Annotated in this window: 9 protein-coding genes and 2 pseudogenes; 6 read left to right on the top strand and 5 right to left on the bottom strand. The window is 63.5% G+C overall.

Translation table 11 applies throughout. The features are described 5' to 3' along the window. Nucleotides 1-89: 89 nt before the first annotated feature. Complete coding sequence (locus F7D01_RS04835) at nucleotides 90-1622, bottom strand: MFS transporter (protein ID WP_215229091.1); 1533 nt, start codon at nucleotides 1620-1622, stop codon at nucleotides 90-92. A 120-nt stretch (nucleotides 1623-1742) separates the two neighbouring features. Continuing rightward, nucleotides 1743-2777, bottom strand: coding sequence for a LacI family DNA-binding transcriptional regulator (locus F7D01_RS04830; RefSeq protein WP_215229090.1), 1035 nt, complete (start codon nucleotides 2775-2777; stop codon nucleotides 1743-1745). A 255-nt stretch (nucleotides 2778-3032) separates the two neighbouring features. Here F7D01_RS04830 and F7D01_RS15150 point away from each other — a divergent pair, with 255 nt between their 5' ends. The 6 genes and pseudogenes from F7D01_RS15150 (at nucleotide 3033) to F7D01_RS04805 (ending at nucleotide 12596) form a co-directional block, all read left to right on the top strand. After that, on the top strand, nucleotides 3033-3287 hold the full coding sequence (locus F7D01_RS15150) for a hypothetical protein (protein ID WP_251567074.1): 255 nt from the start codon (nucleotides 3033-3035) through the stop codon (nucleotides 3285-3287). A gap of 11 nt (nucleotides 3288-3298) precedes the next feature. Next, nucleotides 3299-5827 carry a TonB-dependent receptor gene (locus F7D01_RS04825; protein WP_251567073.1) on the top strand — a complete coding sequence of 843 codons (2529 nt, stop codon included), beginning with the start codon at nucleotides 3299-3301 and terminating at the stop codon, nucleotides 5825-5827. 149 nt (nucleotides 5828-5976) lie between these two features. Further along, a pseudogene (locus F7D01_RS04820) lies at nucleotides 5977-7823 on the top strand (alpha-amylase family glycosyl hydrolase). Between the two features lie 20 nt (nucleotides 7824-7843). Continuing rightward, nucleotides 7844-9442 (top strand): alpha-amylase family glycosyl hydrolase, encoded by a 1599-nt coding sequence (locus tag F7D01_RS04815; RefSeq protein WP_371819709.1) that lies wholly within the window; start codon nucleotides 7844-7846, stop codon nucleotides 9440-9442. A gap of 2 nt (nucleotides 9443-9444) precedes the next feature. After that, nucleotides 9445-11490 (top strand): glycoside hydrolase family 97 protein, encoded by a 2046-nt coding sequence (locus F7D01_RS04810; RefSeq protein WP_215229088.1) that lies wholly within the window; start codon nucleotides 9445-9447, stop codon nucleotides 11488-11490. 470 nt (nucleotides 11491-11960) lie between these two features. After that, a pseudogene (locus F7D01_RS04805) lies at nucleotides 11961-12596 on the top strand (tyrosine-type recombinase/integrase). A 57-nt stretch (nucleotides 12597-12653) separates the two neighbouring features. Here the strand turns inward: F7D01_RS04805 and F7D01_RS04800 are convergent. The 3 genes from F7D01_RS04800 to F7D01_RS04790 form a co-directional block, all read right to left on the bottom strand. After that, nucleotides 12654-13100: a hypothetical protein gene (locus F7D01_RS04800; protein WP_215229087.1), complete on the bottom strand. Its 447-nt coding sequence runs from the start codon at nucleotides 13098-13100 to the stop codon at nucleotides 12654-12656. 216 nt (nucleotides 13101-13316) lie between these two features. Continuing rightward, complete coding sequence (locus F7D01_RS04795; RefSeq protein WP_215229086.1) at nucleotides 13317-14153, bottom strand: hypothetical protein; 837 nt, start codon at nucleotides 14151-14153, stop codon at nucleotides 13317-13319. After that, on the bottom strand, nucleotides 14150-14908 hold the full coding sequence (locus tag F7D01_RS04790) for an SAM-dependent methyltransferase (RefSeq protein WP_215229085.1): 759 nt from the start codon (nucleotides 14906-14908) through the stop codon (nucleotides 14150-14152). The genes F7D01_RS04795 and F7D01_RS04790 overlap by 4 nt, the downstream gene beginning before the upstream one ends. Nucleotides 14909-14935 lie beyond the last annotated feature (27 nt).

Raw genomic sequence — 14935 nt, 5'->3', positions numbered from 1 at the left:
GCCCAAGAAACGACCCGACCGCGTAGGGTTAACTGTGGATCGGCGATACGCTCAAATCTCGGTCGTTTGACAGGTGCAATCGACTGGTCTCATTCGGACTCTCGCTTGGGCATCTGCGGCACCGCGGCGGCGACGCGCAGCATGGCGAGTGCGGCGACAATCCAAGATGCAGCGGCGAAGAGCATCGTCCATACCGGCTCTGCGGGGAAGAACGCCTTCATGATCGATCCCATTACCGTCGCCACGATCAGCTGCGGCACGACGATGAAGATGTTGAACAGGCCCATATAGATGCCGAGCTTCGCCTGCGGCAGGTTGCTGGCGAGGATGGCGTAGGGCATCGCGAGGATGCTGGCCCAGGCGATGCCGATGCCGATCTCGGCCACCAGCAGCGCCTCCGCATTGCGCACGAACACGAACATCAGGAAGCCGACCGCGCCCAGCGTCAGAGAGATCGAGTGCGTCATGACCTGGCCGAAACGGCGGCTGAGCAGGGGCAGCAGGGCGAGCGCCGCCACTGCGGCGACGCCGTTGTAGACCGTGAACAGCACGTTCACCCAGTTCGCACCCTCGTTGTAGGCCGCGCTTGCGGTATCGGTGCTGCCGAAGACGTATTGCGTGACCACCGGCGTCGTGTTGATCCACATGATGAACAGCGCGCTCCAGCTGAAGAACTGGACCAGCGCGAGGCGCTTCATGACGTCGGGCATGCCCGAGAAATCGCCGACGATCTGGGTCAGCATGCCGTTGGTCCGGCCCTGTTTGGCGAGCGATATCGCAAGGGCGCTGAGGACACCGTAAGCTGCCAGCAGCCCGCCGAGCAGGTAGACTTCCTTCTCCAGCCCGAACTCGGCTACGCCGAGCGCGACCACGGTTCCCGCGACGATCCACAGCAGGCACGAAAGGTAGCTCTTGGCCGCGAGTGCACGCACCGGCTGCTCGGTCGGTATCGCCTTCTCGACGGCAAAGGCCGCCTGCTCATCCGGGCTGTATTCGCGGGTGGTGACGACGGTCCACAGCACCGCGCCGAACAATGCCACCGCGCCCGCCCAGAAGCTCCAGCGGACCGTATCGGGCAGGGCGCCGGGCGCGGCCACGTTGGCGACGCCCAGATGCTCCAGCACCCAGGGGAAGATCGACCCGATCACCGCACCCATGCCGATGAAGGCGGTCTGTACGGCGTAACCCGCCGCGTGCTGGTCCACATGGAGCATGTCGCCGACGAATGCGCGGAACGGCTCCATCGAGATATTGAGGCTGGCGTCGAGCAGCCACAGCAGCGTGGCGGCGAACAGCAGCGGCGCACCGAAGCCGGGCGCGAGCGGCATCAGGAACAGCGCGATGCTGGCGAACACCGCCCCGGTCAGGAAATAGGGGCGGCGGCGGCCGAGGCGGCTCCAGGTGCGGTCCGACAGGTGCCCGATGATCGGCTGGACGATCAGTCCGGTCAGCGGCGCGGCGACCCACAGCGCTGGCAGATCGTCCATGCTGGCGCCCAGCGTCTGGAACACGCGGCTCATGTTCGAATTCTGCAGCGCGAAGCCGATCTGGATCCCGAAGAAGCCGAAGCTGATGTTCCACAGGCCCCAGAAACTCTGGCGCGGCTTTGGGCTCGCCTGCATCGTACCCGTCCTTCCCCTGTCGCGGCGGGTCTGGTGCCCGCCTGCGTTCGGGCGATTTGCTGGCACGATCCCTCGCACCCGACAAGTCGCATACGAATACATGGCGCCGGCGCGCCGGGATCAGCCGCCGGTGCTGCCCCGCACCACGAGCCGCGTGGGAAGGTGATGGTCGGGGCCGCCGCGACCCGCGATCTGGGCCATCAGCGTCTCGACGAGGCTCTCCCCCGCGCCGCGCATATCCTGCATCACCGTGGTCAGGGGCGGGTTGGTCAGGCTGGCGGCGGGGATATCGTCGAAGCCTACCACCGCCACTTCGCCCGGCACGCTCTTCCCCGCCTCGGCCAGCGCGCGCAGCGCCCCGATGGCGATCAGGTCGCTTGCGGCGAAGACCGCGTCGAATGGCGCGCCCGACGCGATCAGCGCGCGGCCCGCATCGTAGCCTGCACGTTCTGTCGTGATGGCGTCGAACTGCAGGGCGGCGTCGACCGGTTCGCCCGCGGTGCGCAGCGCCTCGCACAACCCGCGATAACGATGCGCGAATTCGGGATAGTGGTCGTCCGCATGCCCGAGAAACGCGATTTGCCTCCGTCCGCGCGCAATCAGGTGTTCACCCGCCATCCGGCCGGCGCCGATATTGTCGGAGCCGACGGTAGACCCGCCCTCGTCGAGGCTGACCGAACCCCAGCGGGCGAAAAACGTCCCCTGCTCGCGGAGCTGCTCGAGCCGGTGTTCGTAGAGGCTGTAATCGCCATAGCCGAGCAGGATCAGCCCGTCGGCGCGGTGACTGTCCTGATACTGCGTGTGCCAGTCGTCGCTCATGTTCTGGAACGAGATCAACAGGTCGAGCCCGCGATCGGCACAAGCGCGCGTGATCGAACCGAGCATGGCGAGGAAGAACGGGTTGATCATGCTCTCGTCGGGCGTGGGATCCTCGAAGAAGAGCAGCGCGATGGTGTTCGCGCGCTGCGTGCGCAGCGAGGATGCGTTCTTGTCGACCGTGTAGTTGAGCTCGCGCGCGATCGCCTCGATCTTCGCGCGGGTCGCCTCGCTGACCGAGCGATCCCCGCGCAGCGCACGGCTGACGGTCGGCTGGGAAACCCCCGCCCGATAAGCGATGTCGAAGCTGGTCGGCCTTCCGCTCGGACTGCGCGGCACTGGTGCTCTCCCTTGTTGCAAACCTACCGCGTGGGGCCGCCGTTGCAAGGGCGCAGGCACGCGATCATACGCATCTGAGCCATGGCAGATCGGCAACAGACCGCCGTGCTGCGCTGCACAAACATACGTATACCGACTGGTATGCGCGCGCTGGTGACGAATAATCGGGGGCACAGGACACACCCGCCGCCACCGGCGACCGGGAAGAACAACAACGTGGCCCTGCCGAAATTTGACCCGGGGAGGAATATCGTCGTGAGCTCTCGCAAAACCCTTTCGTACGAAGCCAGCGGCTCCGCCATCGCGCTGGCGCTCGCGCTGCTTCCGCAGACGGCCTTCGCCCAGTCGACCCAGCCGACCGCGCCGCAGCAGGAAGACGTCGGCCGTCCGGTGACGGCACCGGAGAAGGCGGACGCCGCCGAGGGGCAAACGCCCGAGAACGTCATCGTCGTGACGGGCTTTCGCGGCGCGCTGCAGAGCGCCGTTTCGGAGAAGAAGCGCAGCGCCTGATCCTCGAATCGGTGGCGCAGGAAGATATCGGCAAGCTCCCCGACAATTCGATCGGCGAATCGATCGCGCGCCTGCCCGGCGTCACCGCACAGCGCCTTAACGGTCGTGCGAACGTCATCTCGATCCGCGGGTTCGGGCCCGACTTCTCGCAGACCTTGCTGAACGGGCGCGAGCAGACCTCGCTTGGGGATGCGCGCGCGGTCGAGTTCGACCAATACCCGGCCGAGGTCGTGAGTCAGGTGGTGGTCTACAAGACGCCCAGCGCCTCGCTCGTCGGACAGGGTCTGGTCGGCACCGTCGATATCCGCACCATCCGGCCGCTCGAATACGGCAAGCAGGTCTTCGCGGTGGGTGCGCGCGGTTCGTATACCGATCTCGGCAAGCTGAACGCCGGGTCGAAGGAATTTGGCTACCGCGCGAACGCGACCTATGTCGACCAGTTCGCCGACGACACGATCGGCATCGCCCTATCGGCATCCTACATCGACGAGCCCTATCAGGTGCAGGAGTTCAACGCCTGGGGCTACAACACCGTCAACGGCAACAATGTCATCGGCGGATCGAAGAGCTACGTCACCTCGACCCAGCTGACCCGTTTCGGCCTGACCGGGACGCTGCAGTTTAAGCCGACCGACACCATCACGTTGACCGCCGACGGCTTCTATTCCGATTTTCACGACGACCAGACCAAGCGCGGCATCGAACTGCCGCTGGCATTCGACGGCCAGAACGGCCTCAGCGTCACCGATCCCGCCAACAATGGCTCCCGCTTCGATCCCGCGACAGCGACCGCCTCCGACGGTCTCTACACCTCCGGCACCTTCACCAATGTCGAGGGGGTCATCCGCAACGACGTGTTCGAGCGCGATGCCAAGCTCTATTCGGGCGGCTTCAACGCCCTGTACGAAGGCGACGACGGGTGGAGCGCGTTCTTCGATTTCGGCTATTCGCGCACCGACCGGCACGAGCTGAGCCTGGAAAGCTATTCGGGCACCGGCTACGGTCGGGGCAACGGCGCGACTGACACGATCGGCTTCGAGACCGGGACCGAGGGGACGTTCTTCGACCCCGCGCTGAACTATTCCAATCCCGGCCTCGTCTTCCTGACCGACCCGCTGGGCTGGGGCGGCAGCACCATTCAGGCCGGCTACAGTAACGACCGCATCGTCAAGGACGAGCTCAAGCAATACCGCGTGCAGGTGCAGCGTGAGATGGACGGCTTCATCTCCGCCGTGAAAGTCGGGATGAACTACACCGACCGCGACAAGTCGCTGACGCCCGAGGAATCCTTCGTGCTGATCCCGGGCGGTGCGACCGAGGCGCCGATCCCCTCGCAATACATCGTCGGATCGACCGACCTCACCTATCTCGGTCTCGGTCCGATCCTGAGCTACGACCCGCGCGAACTGCTTGCGAACGGCGTGCTCGAACTGCGGCCCAACAGCGTGCCCGACGTCATCGCCAAGGCGTACACCATCAGCGAGGATTTGATGACGCTGTACGGCCAAGCCGATATCCGCGTGCCGCTGGGCACAACAGAGCTGACCGGCAATTTCGGCGTCCAGGCGATCGGCACGTCGCAAAAATCGAGCGGGCTCACCATTCCCAACGGCGTGTTCGTGCCCGTGACCCGCGGCGACGATTACTGGGACGTGCTGCCCAGCATCAATCTCTCGCTACGCTTCGACAGCGGCTTCGTGATCCGCGCCGCCGCGGCCCGGGAGGTAATGCGTCCGCGGCTCGACGATCTGCGGGTGGCGATCGCCTACGGCGTCACGACCACGGTCGACGGACAGAGCCCGACCGGCCTCTATCCCTACCTCTCGGGTAGCGGCGGCAATCCCTATCTGCGTCCCTATCGCGCCAACGCCTTCGACCTCAACTTCGAGAAATATTTCGGATCGAGCGGGGTCATCGCGCTCCAATTGTTCTACAAGGATATCAAGAGCTACGTCGACAAATCCAAGGTACCGTTCGACTTCACCGGGTTCCCGCTCCCGACGGGTCAGGCCCCGGCGACGCTGACCGGCCTGGTCGACCAGCCGGCGAACACCGGCAGCGGAGAGCTGTACGGTGCCGAGCTCGCCGCCACGGTTCCCTTCGACCTGTTCACCCGGGCACTCGACGGTTTCGGCGTGACCGGCGGGGTGGGCTATACCGAGACCAAGGTGCTCAACCTGCTCGGCGACGAAACGCAGATTCCGGGCTATTCGAAATGGGTCGCCAACGGAACGCTGTTCTTCGAGAAGTACGGGCTGAACCTGCGGGGCAGCGCTCGCTATCGTACCGGGTTCCTGGGCGACTTCACCGGGTTCGGCGGTTCGCCGACGCGGCGGATCGCGAAGGACGAGCTGATAATCGATGCGCAGATCGGCTACGATTTCGGCGGATCGCTCGATGGCCTGTCCGTCTATATCCAGGGCCAGAACCTGACCGACGAGCCGTTCGTGTCGCTCAACCCGGGCGGCGACCCCCGCCAGGTGATCGACTACCAGAGCTTCGGTCGCCGCTTCCTGGCCGGCTTCACCTACAAGTTCTGATCGAACCCGGCAGCGTCGGGGTCCCGCGGCACGGTTCGCGCCCCCGACGCTTCCGCTGGCAAAAACATCGGCTACCCGGCTCCGGCTCGCCGGGTTAGGAGGGCACCGTGCAGAGCATCAGTTCGCAGCGCTTGCGCAAGTTCGCCGGGATGGTGCGGCTGGCGCCGCTGGCGTCGATATGTTTGGGCATGTCGGCCTGCGTCAGCGCGCAGGAAAGCCCCCCGGCTGCGGCCCCCGTAGCTGGGCCGGACACGCTGCGCGAGCGACTGCCGTCGGAGGAGATCGTCTATTTCGTCCTGCCCGACCGCTTCGTGAACGGCGACACTGCGAACGATCATGGCGACTTCACCGGCGATCGCCTCGCGACCGGCTACGACCCTACCGCGAAGGGTTTTTACCACGGTGGCGACCTGAAGGGGCTGACCGAGAAGCTCGGCTATCTCCAGGATCTCGGCATCACCGCGATCTGGGTCGCACCGATCTTCCAGAACAAGCCGGTGCAAGGGCCCGAGGGTGACGAGAGTGCGGGCTATCACGGTTACTGGGTGACCGACTTCACCCGCCCCGACGGCCATTTCGGCACCCGAGAAGAATTCCGCACTTTCGTCGAGGCGGCACATGCGCGCGGGATGAAGGTCTATATGGACATCATCACCAACCACACCGCCGACGTGATCCAGTATCGCGACGGGAAGGGGCAGGGTTATCCCTATCGCAGCAAGGGCGACTATCCCTATTCGACCCGGGGCGGACCCGGAGGCGAAGCGATCAATCCGGAATTCAGGGGCGACGGGGATTCGAGCGAAGCGAATTTCGCGCGGCTGACCGATCCGGGCTGGGCGTACGAGCCTTACGTTCCGGAGGCTGAGAGGGACGTGAAGGTCCCGGCCTGGCTCAACGATCCGATCCATTATCACAATCGCGGCAACAGCACCTTCACCGGCGAAAGTGCGCGGTTCGGCGACTTTTCCGGGCTCGACGATTTGTTCACGGAGAGCCCGGCGGTACGACAGGGCATGATCGACATCTATGGTCGGTGGATCGACGATTTCGGCATCGACGGCTTCCGCATCGATACCGCGCGCCATGTCGATCCCGGCTTCTGGCAGAGCTTCGTTCCGGCGATCGAGGCACGGGCGAAGGCGCGCGGCATCCCGCACTTCCACATGTTCGGCGAGATCTACAAGGACGTGCCCGACAATGGCTATATCGCGCAATACACCCGGCGGGATCACCTTCCGGCGGTACTCGATTTCGCGTTCCAGGCGGCGATGCGAGAGATACTCGGGCGCGGGGCCGGGACATCGGTACTGGCGCAGATGTTCGACGGCGATGTGCTCTACGAGGGCGGCGAGGAAAACGCCCGCAGTCTGCCGACCTTCCTCGGCAATCACGACATGGGCCGCTTCTCCACCCTGCTGAAGGAGGACATGCCCGGCATCTCGCAGGACGAGCTGCTGCGCGGGTTATGCTCGGCCATGCGATGATGCTGACGCTGCGCGGTTCGCCGGTGATTTATTACGGCGACGAGCAGGGCTTCGTCGGCGACGGTAACGACCAGTCCGCGCGCGAGGACATGATGCCGAGCCGCACCGCGGTCTACAACGACAACGACCTGATCGGCACCGATGCCACGACGGCTGAGGCCAATTTCGACGAGAGCCACCCGCTGTTCCGCCTCATCAAGCAATTCTCCGCAATTCGCTTGGCGCATCCGGCGCTCACCCGCGGGCGGCAGGTGATCCGGCATACCGAGGAGCAGCCGGGGCTGTTCGCGGCCAGCCGCTTCGATCCCGAGGACGGGAGCGAGTACCTGCTCGTCTTCAATACCGCCGGCGACCCGCGCGCTGGCAATGTCGAACTAGGCTACGCCGTGCGGAAATTCGAAACGCTCGCCGGATCCTGCCCCGCTGCGGTAACCGCGCCAGGCAGCGCCGCATTTTCGCTCCCGGCCTTGGGCTGGGCGGTATGCCGCGTCAGCGAGACCGCACGGTGAGCTCGCGACCCGACACGCGAATTGCCCCGGGGGCCGAGGCGTCCGAACGCCCGTGGTGGCGCGGGGCGACGATCTACCAGATCTATCCGCGCAGCTTCATGGATTCGAACGGCGACGGGATCGGCGATCTGCCCGGCATCACCAGCCGGCTGGATCACGTTGCCGAGCTTGGCGTGGATGCGATCTGGATCTCGCCCTTCTTCCGCTCGCCGATGAAGGATTTCGGCTACGACGTCGCCGATTATTGCGATGTCGACCCGATCTTCGGCACGCTCGCCGATTTCGACGCGCTGGTCGAGCGCACGCATGCGCTCGGCCTGAAGGTGCTGATCGACCAGGTCTATTCGCACACCTCCGACCAGCACGCATGGTTCGCCGAAAGCCGGGCCTCGCGCGACAATGCGAAGGCCGATTGGTATGTCTGGGCTGACGCGAAGCCCGACGGCTCGCCGCCGTCGAACTGGCAGTCGGTCTTCGGCGGCCCGGCATGGACGTGGGACGCGCGGCGCGGGCAGTATTACCTGCACAATTTCCTGAACTGCCAGCCGCAGCTCAACCTGCACAACCTGGCGGTCCAGGACGCAGTGCTGGGCGTAATGCGCTTCTGGCTCGACCGCGGGGTCGACGGGTTCCGGATCGACGCGCTCAATTTCGCGATGCACGATCCGGAACTGCGCGACAATCCGCCCGCGCCACCGACCAATAAGCCGCGCACCCGGCCGTTCGACTTCCAACTGAAGACGCGCAACATGTCGCATCCCGACATCCCGCGCTTCATCGCGCGAATCCGCGCGCTCACCGACAAATACGACGGCATTTTCACGGTGGCGGAGGTCGGTGGGGACGAAGCCGAGGCGGAGATGAAGAGCTTCACGCAAGGCGAAGAACATCTGAACTCCGCCTACGGCTTCAACTTCCTCTATGCCGATCGCCTCACCGCCGGCTTGGTCTGCGCGGCACTGGCCGAGTGGCCCGACGAGGACGGCACCGGCTGGCCGAGCTGGGCCTTCGAGAACCACGACGCTCCGCGTGCGCTCAGCCGCTGGTGGGATCTCGAGCATCGCGATGCCGCGGCACGGTTGAAGGTCCTGCTGCTGGCCTGCCTGCGCGGCAATATCATTTTCTACCAGGGCGAGGAGCTGGGACTGACGCAGGTCGATATCCCGTTCGACCAGCTCCACGATCCCGAAGCGATCGCGAACTGGCCGCTTACTCTCTCGCGCGACGGAGCGCGGACGCCGATGCCATGGGTCGGCCACGATTCGCATGGCGGCTTCGGATCGGATGCACCGTGGCTGCCGGTCGGCGCGGAAAACCTGGCGCGCGCGGTGGCGCGGCAGAGCGACGACCCGGACTCGCTGCTGTCCTTCACCAAGCGGGCGCTGGCGTTGCGCAATGGCGATCCCGCGCTGCATCATGGTGCCGTTTCAAGCTGCCGGGCGAACGGCGACCTACTCGATTTCACCCGCGAGCATGGCGGACGGTGCGTCCGCTGCCTGTTCAATCTCGGGCCGGAGCCGAAACCGCTCAACGACTGCTCGGGCCGCGTGCTGGCGGCTGCCAATGACGCCTCGACCGATACGCTGCCGCCATTCGGCGCACTGATACTGGAGATTTGAGAATGCGCTGGTTCGCCCTGATCGCCCCCGTCATGATGCTGCCGAGTGCCGCGCTGGCGGGCGAAGTCGCTTCGCCCGACGGACATATCGTGGTGAAGCTCGACGTCGATGACGAGGGCAAGCCGTTCTATTCAGTGACGAAGGACGGCGCGCAGCTGTTCGCGCCCTCGCATCTCGGCTTCAACCTGACCGACGAAGACCCGCTGCGCCGCGACTTCGCGATTGCGGGCGAGACGACCGACAGTGCCGACACGCGCTGGGAGCAGCCATGGGGCGAGCGGCAGTGGGTGGTCGACCACCATAACGAGCTCGCCACCACCTTCCGCCAGAAGACCGGCGCGCACCGCGAGTTCAACGTGCGGATGCGCGTGTTCGACGACGGCGTCGGCTTCCGCTACGAATTGCCGGCGCGCGCGGACAAGCCCGAGGTGCGGATTGCAGAGGAGTTGACCGAGTTCGACCTCGCTCCGCAGGCGACCGAGGGCGGCACCGCATGGTGGATCCAGGCGGGCGACTGGAACCGCTACGAATATCTCTATCACCAGACCCCGATCGACGCTGTGGCGATGGCGCACACGCCGATCACGTTTCGCCTGAAGGACGGCACGCACATGTCGATCCACGAGGCGGCGCTGGTCGATTATTCGGGCATGTGGCTGCAGCGGATGGATGGCGGACGGTTCCGCGCGGTCCTCGCCCCGTCCTCGCGCGGGGCCAAGGTGGTGCGCAAGGGCGCCTTCACCACGCCGTGGCGCACGATCCGCATTGCTTCGGACGCCGCAGGGTTGGTCGAGAACGATCTCGAGCTCAACCTCAACGAACCGAACAAGTTGGGCGATGTCAGCTGGTTCAAGCCGGCCAAGTATATCGGCATCTGGTGGGGAATGATCTCGGGCAAGTGGACCTGGGCGCAGGGCCCCGACCACGGCGCGACCACCGAGCGAACAAAGCAGTATATCGATTTCGCCGCGAAGAACGGGTTTCGCGGCGTGCTGGTCGAGGGGTGGGACTATGGCTGGGACGGACAGTGGTTCGGCAATGGCCGCGACTTCAGTTTCACCAAACCCTATCCCGATTTCGATCTCGACTACCTCGCGAAATACGCGAAATCGAAGGGCGTCCACCTGATCGGCCATAACGAAACCGGCGGCAATATCGCCAATTACGAGATGCAGCTGGCCGATGCGATGAAGCAGAACGGGCAGCTCGGCATCGACGTGGTAAAGACAGGCTACGTCGCCGATGCAGGCAGCATCATCTCGTGCAATGCCGACATCGCCGACCCGTGCGAAGGACAGGTGATGGAGTGGCACGACGGCCAGCGGCAGTCCCAGCATATGCTGCGCGTGGTGGAGGAAGCGGCGAAAAACCACGTCGCGATCGACACGCATGAGCCGATCAAGGATACCGGGCTCCGCCGGACCTATCCCAACTGGGTCGCGCGGGAAGGCGCCCGGGGCCAGGAATACAATGCCTGGGCGCCCTTCAACAACCCGCCAGAGCACGAGCCGACGCTGGTCTACACCCGGATGCTGTCGGGCCCGATGGACTATACGCCCGGCGTGCTAAGCCTGGAAGGCGGGAACGGCGTGCCGATGTCCTCGACGCTGGCCAAGCAGCTCGGCCTCTATCTCGCGATCTATTCGCCGATCCAGATGGCGGCGGATTTCGTCGAGAACCTGGCCGATCACCCGCGCGAGCTCGAATTCATCAAGGCCGTTCCGGCCGACTGGGCAGAGAGCCATCTGATCGCGGGCGAGATTGGTGACTACGCGATTTTCGCGCGCAAGGACCGCAACAGCGCGGACTGGTACGCGGGCGGAATCAACGATGCGACGGCACGCGACGTGACGCTGGATTTCGGCTTCCTCGACCCTGGCAAGACCTATCACGCGACGGTGTGGAAGGACGGCGAAGGCGCTACCTACCAAACCGAGGCGCGCCATCGCATCGCCTATGACAGCTTCACCGTGAAAGCCGGGGACAAGCGCAGCTTCTGGCTGGCGCCGGGCGGTGGTCTGGCGATCCGCATTCAGCCTGTGAAATGAGAACTCTCTCGCGCTCGGATCAGACATCGTGCGCAAATACCGAGTGGGAACGGTCGACGGATCAGCGACCTCACACGCTCGGTGACAGCGCATCAATTCGCTAACACAAACGAGGCCACCACCACCAAGGCGCTTGCACACCTCGCCATCGGTCAAAATCGCGATTGTGGGCGGACCGCCATTGATGATCGCATTTACAGTGGCCGCTGCCGGAGGGCCGCACGGTCACTTGATGTAGGGCGGTGCCAGGGATGGGAGCGTGGACCGGGCGCGAACAGCCTTCGAGATGCGCTTGGGCCACCCCTTTCACGACGGAACGGGCGTTAGCCGAACGGCCGTTCTGTTGAACTCTCAGCCGTAAAGTGACTGGCAGCTGACGGCCCAGATTTCCACCTTCTTCGGTTGCGCTCCCATCAGCCTATGAAGGCCAAGGAGAAGCAAGAGTAGGATACTCGCGATTTTGTCCCGCCATGCGGAGACGCGTGGCTTGGAACGCTGGCACGAATGTCGGAACCAAGCGGCCGCTAACGCAAAAACGAATATTGGCGATCCGCTTTCACATCGATCGCGAAGGCCGTTTGAGAGACAAGGCGCTCTTCAACCTTGTCATAGACAGCAAACTGCGAGGCTGTGACTTGGTGAAGAGCAAGATCGGCGATGTGGTCGCAGGCGCAGATAATCGTAATCGCCCGATTGTGATCTAGCAGAAGACCAATTGCGCGGTGCAGTTCGAACTCACCGCCGACGTGCGAGCCTGGCTGGAACGGCGGGGCAGTTCAACGGTCGACTATCTCTTCCCGAGCAGAATTGATCATGCCGGGCACATGAGCACACGCCAATATGCCCGCCTCGTCGATTAGCGGGTGACTGCGATCGGACTCCGGAAGTCCGAATACGGCACGCCCTCGCTTCGGCGGACAACGGCCGCGATGATCTATCGAGCCACCGGCAACATTTGTGCGATCCAGATTTTGCTCGGTCATACCAAGATCGAGAACACAGTCCGCTATCTCGGCGTCGATGTGCAGGACGCCTTGCTCTTGGCAGAGCGCACCGAAATCTCACTCATTGCGCGGTCGACCATTGGCATTGGTCGGCCGCTTTAGGGCATCTGTCACGCGCGCTCGGACGGCTGAGATTGGGGGTGGGAAACGGACGTTCCTCTAGCCGGGGCGAAAATCGCATTTTGGCGAGGCGATAGGCTTTATGGAAATCATCCGGTCAACCACATATTCGGAGGGCGAAGCGCCAAGGTGCCCGAAGCCGACGCCCACAATTTGATGATGGCCTTCGAACTTCACCGAATAGGCGGCGACCGGCCAGCTTCCGTATTTGCTCACGAAAGTGCCTGAGTTGCGGTTTGCATCGATGAGCCTGCCCGTCGCACTATCTGCATTCGGATAATAATCGAGCCAAGGGGCATCCATGAAATCGGAATTACAGGCGGTCAAAAGGTCCTCACCTTCAAAGAACCTTGATCCTTCGAACAGGTCTATCCACGTGCCCTCAATCGTGCGCGTCCGTTGCTGAAAAAGCACTGAAACGACCAGTAATGCGCCCGCTCCTACTGTGACTGACACGGCCGCTTTTGTTGGTCCTGCGCACTTCATTCCACACGGATGCACCCAACGCCGAACGTCCGCAATGGGGTCGCAAGCAGACTGTCGGCTTTCGCAATTATGGCGCCTAGAAGCGGACTGGCCGCTAACGGCCCAATAGCTGCCGAACTGTTGGCGAAAATTGTCAACAAGCCTCGCCCTCCGCTTAATTACCGTGCGTCGCTAACTTGAGTTCGGCTACTCGGAACGCTGTTCGAAACTCGCTGGTTAAAGGCGGCACGGACCTAGCGGAACCGAGTCGGGCTCCAGTTCTATATAATAGCACAGAATTTCGTCCCAAAGCGTAAACCCGTGCGCATGCTCGCCGAGCGAATGGACGGCGACGATGATCCTGTTGTCCAGGCTCAAAATTCCGGTATCGATCAGGTCTTTCAACCGATGGCTCGGGGCCGCAAAGATGCTCGTTTCCGGGATCGGTCCATCGAGTACGACATAGGATCCGTCAAAAAGGATCGGCGGATCCTTGCAGAGCGTTATCCAGCTGCCAACGACGGGTAGGCCCCTTCCGATCTGCCGCGAGAAGACAGCCATGCCATTATTGGCGCCGACCGGCACGGAAGGCATCTCGTCTCCGATCTCGAAGTCCCTATCCCGTAACAGGGACATCGCCGCGCTCCTGAGACGTTCTATGTCGTTACCCAACATTGCCGCGAGCGTACGGTCGATCAGCATCCTGTCGCTGGGAAGGTTCGAAGGAATACCATTGGACATCAGACCCTGATCATGCGCTAGGATCCAGCGATCGATCTGCACCCGCAGGGTTGGGCCGATCAGTCCCTCAAGCACCAGCGCAGCCGAAGTCGCGGTGGGTTCGATCGGGGAGATCGCGCTAACCTTTGCGTGTACCCAGTTCTTCTGCATGGTCACCTTCAGGACGTCTCGCGTCATCGCCGAGGTCCAGACATCGGATACGAAGGTGAGTTGCGTATCGTCGGCCGTGATGGTCGGGGTATCCGGAATGCTGGCAGTTGCCTGGTCGCAGGCGGTTTGAAGCAGGTGTGAGAATTCCCGTAGCTCGGCGGGGCCCATCTGGAACATGCTCATGCCCTTTCACTCCGGCCTCGTGCGACCAGGGATCGGACCGGGCTGTTCATCAGCGCGAGGAGCCAGAGTCGCGTCAGGAGCAGCATGTTCTTCCTTTCGACATAGGCTGCCACCAGCTCGGTTCTTGCGAGGCTCGGATTTCCGGCGGTCCTCCTTGCGAGCGATGCGAGATCGAGCGATCTCATGATCACTTCGACATCCGTCGCTATCGCCTCGATGAAGTAGTGTGCATTGGGACTGGCGGAGAAATCCCGATGCACGCGTCCCGCCCTGCTCCCGACCCGCTGGATAGCAAAGTCTGCGTGTTCCGGGGTGGTTATCTCGAAATCGGGGTGCGTGGTCGGCAGCGTAACCACCATGCGTTTGTCCGACCTGCGCTCCCAGATCTGAAAGACCGTGGGCACGCTCGCGCGTTCGCCTTCGAACACGAAAGAATCCTCGTGGAGCACCTCCTCGAAGACGCAATGGAAATGAGGGTCAAGGCGCTTGTGGATCGAATGCTTCTGGAATGTCCGGGGCAGGATGAACCCGATTGTCGAGGCGAACGTTGCCGCGTGGTTGAAGAACTTAACCGCCAGGCTGGAATTCCTGCCGAAGGGCGGATTGCCGATGACCACGATGTCATCGGAAGAAGCCAGTTCGACTTCGAGGAAATTCGCCTTGATGATGTCGGGATGTCTTGGGTCGATATCGACGGCGAGGCTGCCGGGCGGAAGCAGCTTGGAGAAGGCGCCCTCCCCAGCGCTCGGTTCCACGAACCAGACTTCCCTGTCTCCCAGGTA

The organism is Erythrobacter sp. 3-20A1M, assembly GCF_018636735.1.
Taxonomy (GTDB): domain Bacteria; phylum Pseudomonadota; class Alphaproteobacteria; order Sphingomonadales; family Sphingomonadaceae; genus Alteriqipengyuania.
Note: the sequence above shows the minus strand (reverse complement) of the source record. Positions and strands in the feature narration are given on the sequence as shown.